The following is an 8,334-nucleotide window of genomic DNA, read 5'->3' on the forward strand; positions in this document are numbered from 1 at the left end:
ATTATAAATAATTATTCTAATATAATGATTAAAACTTATATTATGGATTAGGCAACATAAATAAATCATTAATGGAGGTTAAGTTCTATGTCTTGGAAAAATTTATCACTTGGTAAAAAGTTTTTGTTGCAACAAATTGCAGTGTTTATCGTAATTATGATTCCTTTTATGCTATTCATTGATTCAATGATGACCTCTCATACAAATAAACAACTTGAGTTAAGATTAAGCCAAATTGACCGCGTTGTAAATGAAAATTTCCATCTCTTTGCAAATCAAATGCTAGAAGAGACAAAAAAGTCTTTCAATCTCCTTGAAACAATTTTACAACGATACAAGGGGGATAAAGTCGCAAACTCTTATATTCGCCAAAATTATGTTACCATAGAGGGTAAATCTATCCCGAATCTCTACTATAATGGAAACGATTTATCTCGTGCGATAGATATAGTGGATTATTTTACAAATCTCACTTCCAATGTTGCGACCATTTTTGTTAAGGACGATGAGGGAGATTTCACACGACTTGTAACTTCTTTAAGAAACCTTGAGGGGAATCGTGTTCTAGGCACACAACTTGGCAAATCTCACCCTGCATTTGAAAAACTTAACCAAAAGCAAACTTTTATAGGTAGAATTAAACTTTTTGGTAAAAATTATATGAGTATCTATTCTCCTATTGTAGATAGCACAGATTCTATTATCGGTGCGCTTTTTATTGCGCACGATTTAACTGATGTTTATAAAGGAATCCAAGAAACTTTAAACAAGATTTCCATAGGCGAACATGGAAAAATCATTATGATTGACCCCATCTATGATGAGTTTATTTTGGGCGCACCAATCCAAACCAAACCAAGCAGTTTAGAAAGATTCAAGAATCTGCCCAAAGGCGGATTTATAGATTACACCTACAACGACAAAGACTACCGAACTTACAGCGGATTTAATTCTGACTTTGAAATCTATATCCTTACAGAAGCCTTACTAGAAGATTTCAAAGAAGCTAATCACGCAATAGAACGCATTATCCTTATTGGAATCCTCGCAATGCTTGTAGTTATTTTGGTTATTTCTCTTGTGGCAATTCGGTATGGAATCCTCAACAGATTGCAAGCGCTTACCAAAACGATTCTCAATTTTTTGGATTATATTAACCACGAAAACGACCAAATGCCCCCGCTTTGCAAAAGCAAAAATGGAGATGAAATAGGACAAATCGCCAATAAACTAGATAAATCTATGCAACGCATTGAAAAAGGCATCAAACAAGACAATGAGGCAATTGAGGATTCTGTCTTAGTAGCAGAAAGCATTAAAAAAGGCTATTTGAATCACAAAATTACCAAAGAACCTTATGACCCAAGTCTTGTGGTGCTTAAAAATGTCATTAATGACGCTTTGACGCAAATCGCAACAATGGTAGGAAGTGGCATTGAACTGCTTAAAACCTACTCACAAGAGGACTTCAGAAAAAAATGTGAGATAGAAAATATTGAGGGAGATATTCTAAGTCTTTATGAATCCATCAATCTTTTGCGAAAAAACTCCGTCTCCACAATAGAAAAACGTATGCAAACCGCACAAAGTCTCGCTGGAATCTCTAGTAATATCACAAAATCCGTAGATGAACTACAACACGGAGCAACAGGACAAGCAACAAGCATTAATCAAACGGCAGCTTCTATTGAACAAATCAATGCAACTATTCAAAATGTCAGCGACAAAACCGCAGAGGTTACAAAACAGGCAGAGGATATTAAAAGTATCGTGAGCGTGATTAAGGATATTGCAGACCAAACGAATTTACTAGCTCTTAATGCTGCGATTGAAGCCGCAAGAGCGGGAGAACACGGACGAGGATTCGCAGTCGTTGCCGATGAGGTGAGAAAACTCGCAGAGAGAACCACTAAATCCTTAAGTGAGATTGAGGCAAATACAAATATTCTCGTGCAGTCTATTAATGATGTTTCTAACTCTATCAAAGAGCAAGTTGCGGATATTTCGCATATCAATGACGCCATTAGCGAACTAGAGCAAGTTACAGAATCTAATGTCCATATTGCCAACCATTCACAAGAAATTAGCCAAACCTTAAGCTCTCTTTCTAGCGCAATTAATGAGGATATAAAAAAGAAAAAATATTAAAATGTAGAATCTCTTTTAGATTCTACAACCCACCAAAAACTCCACTACCGCTTCGCGCATTTAAACGAGTAATTTATAAAAATTTTAGAATTTTGTGCTAAGATTATTTGGTGATTTTTAATTCTTAGGGGCAGAAATGAAAAGTAGTATTTTTGAGTTAGTAGAGAATTGGACAAATAACGAAGTAGTTGCGATTTCAGACGCTATTGAACTGATAGAATATGCGGACAAATTAGGTTTTGATGAAGCTTGGATTGGAGAACATCATTTCAATAGTTTTACACTCTGCCCTGCTATCCTTACCCTTATAAGCTATGCGCTTGCACGCACGCAACATATCAAAGTAGGAAGTGCTGCAATTTTATTACCACATTACCACCCGATTCAACTCTCTGAAGAAATTGCTACATTGGACTTGTTAAGCAAGGGAAGATTCCTTTTTGGTTTTGCACGTGGGGCTTTTCCGATTTTTGATATTTCAATGGGTAACAACCCTCAAAACAACCGCAAGATTATGCTAGAAAATGCTAGAATCGTGCATGATTTGCTTTTCAAGGAGCAAGTAAGCTACGAGGGAGAGTTTTGCGATATTAAAAATATCAGCATTCGCCCTCACCCAAAAGGATTGATTCCTTTCTATGTCGCAAGCAATCACGATGAGACTCTTAAAATCTCTGCACAACGCGGTTATAACTTTTTAGGAGCATTGACATTAGACACCAAACGCGCCAAAGAAATTTACGATATTTTTGCAGAAAATGGTGCAAAAGATTTAGAATTTGTGCTAACACGGGCTATTTATATTGACGAAGACCGAAGTGTCGCACAAGAAAAAGCACTGATGGGAGTGGATATTTTTACGCAATGTATGTTGCGCGCAAACGAATCTAATCCAACCTTTGAAGAAATCATCAAAGCAAGTGATTACGAAGAATTTAGAGCTGAATTTTTCAATAAAAACAAAATTACGAATTGTATGATTGTTGGGACGCCAGAGGATTGCGTGGAGCAAATTTTAGAATTACGCAAAGAAATCCATTTTAACACACTTTCTTTAAAACTCCTTTCCTCTCAACTTAAAGATTCTAAAAATATTCTTAGACTTTATAAAGAATGCGTTGCACCTCATCTCAATGGATTCTAAGCCTAATCCAACCACACTAAAAAATGCTCAAAAGACACTTTTGAGCTGGTATGCACTCTATGGTCGTCATCATCTACCTTGGCGCGATAAATCAGCCCCCAATCGTGCCTATCGTGTTTTAATTAGCGAAATGATGTTGCAGCAAACACAAGTAAAAGCGGTGCTAGAACATTTTTATTTCCCTTTTTTAGAATGTTTCCCAAACCTCCGTGCTCTAAGTGGAGCAAATGTTTCAGAAGTATTGCACGCTTGGCAAGGGCTTGGATACTACTTACGCGCAAGAAATCTGCACAAACTCGCACAAATTTGCGTTAATAATGCCAATCCCTCAACGATTCAAGACATCAACAATCCTTTGCCTTGCGATGTTCATCTCTTACGCCAACTTCCCGGAATCGGAGCTTACACCGCAGGAGCGATTGCGTGCTTTGGCTTTGATTTGCCTGTAAGTTTTGTAGATTCCAACATCAAACGCATTCTTTTGCGGCTTTTTGCCCTGCGCTCTGCCACTCCCTCTCTTTTAGAATCCCAAGCAAAACTCATTTTAAACCACAAGGAATCTTTTAACCACAATCAAGCCTTATTAGATTTAGGCGCACTCGTTTGCCTCCCAAAATCTCCTAAATGCGAGGATTGTCCTTTGAATAATCTTTGCTTAGGAAAAGAGAATTGGCAGGATTTCACACAAAGCAAACCGACAAAAACAACAAAACAAACCTTGCATTTTGGGATTTTTATCCAAGATTCCAATATCGCACTTTTACAAAGCAAGGAGAAGTTGTATTTTGGGCTTTATAATTTCCCACAGATTCCGCCCTATCTTGCACGAACAAGTCAAAAACTTGGAATCTTAAAGCATTCTTATACAAAATATCATCTCACAATAGAAATGTATCTCTGTCCCTTTGTAGCTTTGGATTCCTTATCTAGCGACTTTGCAAACAAAGATTCTTTGGAGTTTTTCACGCGTAATTCCTTAGAATCCTTGCCGCTGTCTGCCCTAAGTTTAAAAATCCTAAAATTTTTGCATACAAAAGGCTTGTTTTAATAGAAATTTGCTAATATTTGCACTTTGATTAACCCAAAAAACAAGGAATCTTTATGCCGCTTTTAGATAGTTTCAAAGTAGATCACAAAAAAATGCCAGCACCTGCTGTGCGTCTTGGTAAGATAATGCACACGCCAAAAGGAGATGAAATTTGTGTATTTGACTTGCGTTTTTGCAAGCCAAATGTTGAAATACTAAGTGAAAAGGGAATCCATACTTTAGAACACCTTTTTGCAGGTTTTATGCGTGAGCATTTAAATAGCCAAAAAGTAGAAATAATTGATATTTCTCCTATGGGCTGTCGCACGGGATTTTATATGAGCCTTATTGGCAAACCAACTCCACAGGAAGTCCGAGACGCGTGGGAAAAAAGTATGCAAGATATTTTGCAAGTTAGTGAGATTCCAGAGGCAAACCCGCTACAATGCGGTACTTATTTAATGCACTCCTTACAAGAAGCGCAAGAAATCGCCAAAAATACATTGGCTAAGGGAATTGGCATTATGGATAACGAAGCTTTAAAACTTAATCTCCAATGACTTTAAAAGAATATTTAAAAGCCATTGAATGCCTCAATCTGTGGGCAAAACATTATTATATTTTAGATGACCCCATAGCAAGCGACGAAGAATACGATACGCTTTATCATCAAGTCAAAAATTACGAATCGCAAAACCCTCAAAATATCGCGCCCGATTCTCCTACGCAACGCGTGGGAGACAAGGTGCTAGAATCCTTTAGTAAAGTAGAACATATTCAAAGAATGTGGAGCTTAGAAGATGTCTTCAATCCGCAAGAATTACAAGATTGGGTGGAGCGCGTCTTGCGTGGGGCGAATCACGAGACTTTAAACTTTTCTATTAGTCCTAAATTTGACGGAGCAAGCTTGAATCTCCTTTATGAAAATGGGATTTTAGTAAGTGCTGCGACAAGAGGAGACGCATTTGTAGGAGAAAATGTAACGCAAAATGCGCGCACGATTCCAAGCATTCCTCTAAAAATAACCTATAAGGGACGCATTGAGATTCGCGGGGAATGTGTAATTGCCAAAGATGATTTTGAAAAACTCAATCTTGAACGATTGCAACTAGGAGAAAATCTGTTTGCCAATCCACGCAACGCAGCCGCAGGAAGTTTGCGCCAACTAGATTCCAAAATCACCGCAAAGCGAAAATTGCAATTTATCCCTTGGGGTGTGGGCGCTTGCGACTTTAAGGACTTTATGGACTTTGCAAGCCTAGATTCTACAAGCCTTGCGCAAGATTCTATGGAATCTAGCCAAGATAGCTTTTTTGCGCTTATGGAGAAAATTTATGCTCTAGGATTCCAAAAATCTCCTTTTGTAGAGCTTTGCAAGGATATTCAAGCAATCCAAAATGCTTATTCTCATCTCATCTCCAAGCGTGATTCTTACCCGATAACCTTAGACGGAATGGTAGTGCGTGCAGATTCCATTTCCCTACAAGAAAAACTTGGATTTACGATTAAAGCCCCTCGTTTTGCCTGCGCTTACAAATTTCCAGCCATTGAAAAAAGAGCAAAAGTCTTAGGAATCACATTGCAAGTAGGACGCACGGGCGTGATTACGCCTGTGGCAGAGCTTGAACCCATAAGGATTGAGGGAGCAAAAGTCAGTCGTGCGACTTTGCACAACTTTGATGAGGTTGCAAAAAAGGATATTCAAATCAATGATTTTGTGATTCTTATCCGCAGCGGTGATGTGATTCCAAAAATCATCAAATCCTTGCCCGCCTTGCGTGATGGGACACAAATCCCTTGTCCAATTCCGACAAAATGTCCCATTTGCCAAAGTGAATTACTTGTAGAAGAAAAGCTGATTAAATGCCAAAATCTTAGTTGCGAAGCGCGTGTAAAAAATTCTATTATCCACTTTGCGAGCAAAAAGGCACTCAATATTGATGGCTTGGGAGAAAAAATCGTTGAAACATTGTTTGACACAGGAAAGATTCATTCCATTGAGGATTTATTCTCCTTGCAACCAAAAGACTTAAAGGACTTGGAGGGCTTCAAAGACAAAAAGATTCAGAATCTCCTCAATGCGATTGCCGCCACGCGCGGGGTGGAATTATGGCGTTTTATCAATGCGCTTGGGATTGAACATATTGGCGAGGGTGCAAGCAAAAAACTAGCCAATAATTTTGGGATAGAGTTTTATCAAAAAACCTATGAAGACTTTATCGCTCTTGATGGCTTTGGAGAGGAAATGGCGGCTTCTTTAAATGAGTTTTGTAGGGTAAATATTCAGCGACTTTTGCGACTTTTGGAGCTCATCTCTCCTGTTTGCACAACACAAAGTTCGGCACAAGATTCTAAATTTAGCGGCAAGACTTTTGTCATCACAGGCACATTGTCCAAAGCACGTGAGGAATACAAGGAATTATTGGAATCTCTTGGGGCGAAAGTTAGCGGAAGTATCTCCAAAAAAACAGATTTTTTGCTTTGCGGAGAAAATGCAGGCTCAAAACTTGCCAAAGCGCAAGAATTGGGCATCAAGATTGTGAGTGAGGAAGAGATTAATGCAATGCTTAAGTAAAGATTCTGCGTCATTGCGGGATTCCACAAGAAAATGTTGGATTAAATTAATTATTATAATGGAATCCCTAAAGCGAGATTTTCCATTATAGATTGTTTGCCTTGCAATAACAAGTGAAATCTCATTTCCTTTTCTCTTTCAGCTCTTTTCTTAGCTCACGCACTTTTTGAAAAAATTGCAAATAGGCAAATATTCGCCCGCCCGCCCGCCGCACAGAATTAGCAACAATAAGTGCTTCACCGAGTTTATAAGTAAAGCATTGTTTTTCTTTTAAAGCCCCTTGATAGTCAGGATAAGATTCTAGCTTTGGTAATTTCAAAGAGGGATTCTTTTTAGCTCTTGCCTCATATTCTAAAATCTCTTTTTTGTGAGATTCTTTGATATAGGATAAAACATAAGGCATTCTAATATATCCCCATAAACTTTTAGAGTTTAGTATCATTGCAGAGCCTAGTTTGTAGGCTAGGTGGGAGTGGATTCTATCTTTTGCCGTGCCAAAGTTTATTTTAAATTTTAAACACTCCACTTCGTCTTTAAAAATCTTATTAGCATATTCCTCCAAACTCCTTTGATACACTTTAGGATTCCACTGAAAACTATATCGCCAAGCCCCTCGTATCATCTCATTAAGTTCTTTTGTCTGTTCTACAAGTGCGGGAAGATAGATTTTATTGCGATTATAAAGCACGCTATAACTTTGGTCAAACCATTTTTTATAAGGATAATTTTTGATTTTGTATTTTTTATTTAGCACACTCCATACGCTTTGGTCGTGGCGATTCTCTCTAAATTCAGGAAGATTTGGAATCGTAGATGGGCTATCATCAATGAGCTCAAAATGCTTTTCAAAGGCTTCAAGCCATTCCTTTATAATCTGAATTGTTCTTTGCGTTTTCTTGAGTAGCACAATCCCCGCAGCACATTGTCCAGATTCTAAAAATTCCCTATCCTCTAGTAAGCCAAAATGTGCAAGCAAGTCTGCCTTGTTCCATTCTTTTTCAGGATAATCCGTAATACACCCCATAATCTCGTTTGCATCTATATCGCAAAAGAGTTCTTGCATTTTCTCTTTGGCTTTTGCATTAAACTCAAACCCAATATCACAATAAAGGAGCAAATCTCCCTCTTGGATTTGCTCTAATGCCATTAAAATCACTCGGGGCTTCCAGCACCAATACCCAAATCCGCGCGTGGGTATCCTCTCGCCCTTTTCATTTGTCATATAAAGCTTATTTTTGAAGTATTCCACAAACTCTAAGGGCAAGCTTGCTTCTGTGTAGATGAAAACATTATCAAACACCCTTAAAGATTCCGCTTGTTGTTTAAAGCGACAGATAGAGATTCCAAGCCTTGTATCTCCAAAGCTAACTAAATAGGCTTTGTGGGGGGGGGGGGGGGGGGGTGGGGGGGGGGGGGGGGGGGGGGGGGGGGGGGGGGGGG

6 protein-coding genes are annotated in these 8,334 nt (G+C 38.5%); 5 read left to right on the top strand and 1 reads right to left on the bottom strand.

Annotated elements, in window-relative coordinates; all coding sequences use genetic code 11:
• Nucleotides 1-87 precede the first annotated feature (87 nt).
• From K2N75_RS06180 to ligA, 5 genes are all read left to right on the top strand, one after another.
• Nucleotides 88-2,148: a Cache 3/Cache 2 fusion domain-containing protein gene (locus tag K2N75_RS06180; protein ID WP_297681501.1), complete on the top strand. Its 2,061-nt coding sequence runs from the start codon at nucleotides 88-90 to the stop codon at nucleotides 2,146-2,148.
• A 136-nt stretch (nucleotides 2,149-2,284) separates the two neighbouring features.
• Nucleotides 2,285-3,292, top strand: a complete 1,008-nt coding sequence (locus K2N75_RS06185; protein WP_297681503.1) for an LLM class flavin-dependent oxidoreductase — start codon at nucleotides 2,285-2,287, stop codon at nucleotides 3,290-3,292.
• Complete coding sequence (locus tag K2N75_RS06190; protein ID WP_363318434.1) at nucleotides 3,267-4,340, top strand: A/G-specific adenine glycosylase; 1,074 nt, start codon at nucleotides 3,267-3,269, stop codon at nucleotides 4,338-4,340. Before K2N75_RS06185 ends, K2N75_RS06190 begins: the two co-directional genes overlap by 26 nt.
• Before the next feature lie 53 nt (nucleotides 4,341-4,393).
• Nucleotides 4,394-4,879 (top strand): S-ribosylhomocysteine lyase, encoded by a 486-nt coding sequence (gene luxS / locus K2N75_RS06195; protein WP_297681505.1) that lies wholly within the window; start codon nucleotides 4,394-4,396, stop codon nucleotides 4,877-4,879.
• On the top strand, nucleotides 4,876-6,894 hold the full coding sequence (ligA, locus tag K2N75_RS06200; protein ID WP_297681507.1) for an NAD-dependent DNA ligase LigA: 2,019 nt from the start codon (nucleotides 4,876-4,878) through the stop codon (nucleotides 6,892-6,894). Before luxS ends, ligA begins: the two co-directional genes overlap by 4 nt.
• Before the next feature lie 121 nt (nucleotides 6,895-7,015).
• On the opposite strand, the gene K2N75_RS06205 is transcribed toward ligA, so the two are convergent.
• Nucleotides 7,016-8,334 (bottom strand): hypothetical protein (locus tag K2N75_RS06205; protein WP_300120166.1); only part of this gene is annotated, 1,319 nt, incomplete at its 5' end.

The organism is Helicobacter sp., assembly GCF_029067145.1.
In the GTDB taxonomy this organism is placed as follows: domain Bacteria; phylum Campylobacterota; class Campylobacteria; order Campylobacterales; family Helicobacteraceae; genus Helicobacter_D.

Coding starts and splice junctions, on each gene's coding strand:
- ligA (WP_297681507.1), top strand. CDS start 4,876: ATGACTTTAAAAGAATATTTAAAAGCCATTGAATGCCTCAATCTGTGG.
- K2N75_RS06180 (WP_297681501.1), top strand. CDS start 88: ATGTCTTGGAAAAATTTATCACTTGGTAAAAAGTTTTTGTTGCAACAA.
- K2N75_RS06185 (WP_297681503.1), top strand. CDS start 2,285: ATGAAAAGTAGTATTTTTGAGTTAGTAGAGAATTGGACAAATAACGAA.
- luxS (WP_297681505.1), top strand. CDS start 4,394: ATGCCGCTTTTAGATAGTTTCAAAGTAGATCACAAAAAAATGCCAGCA.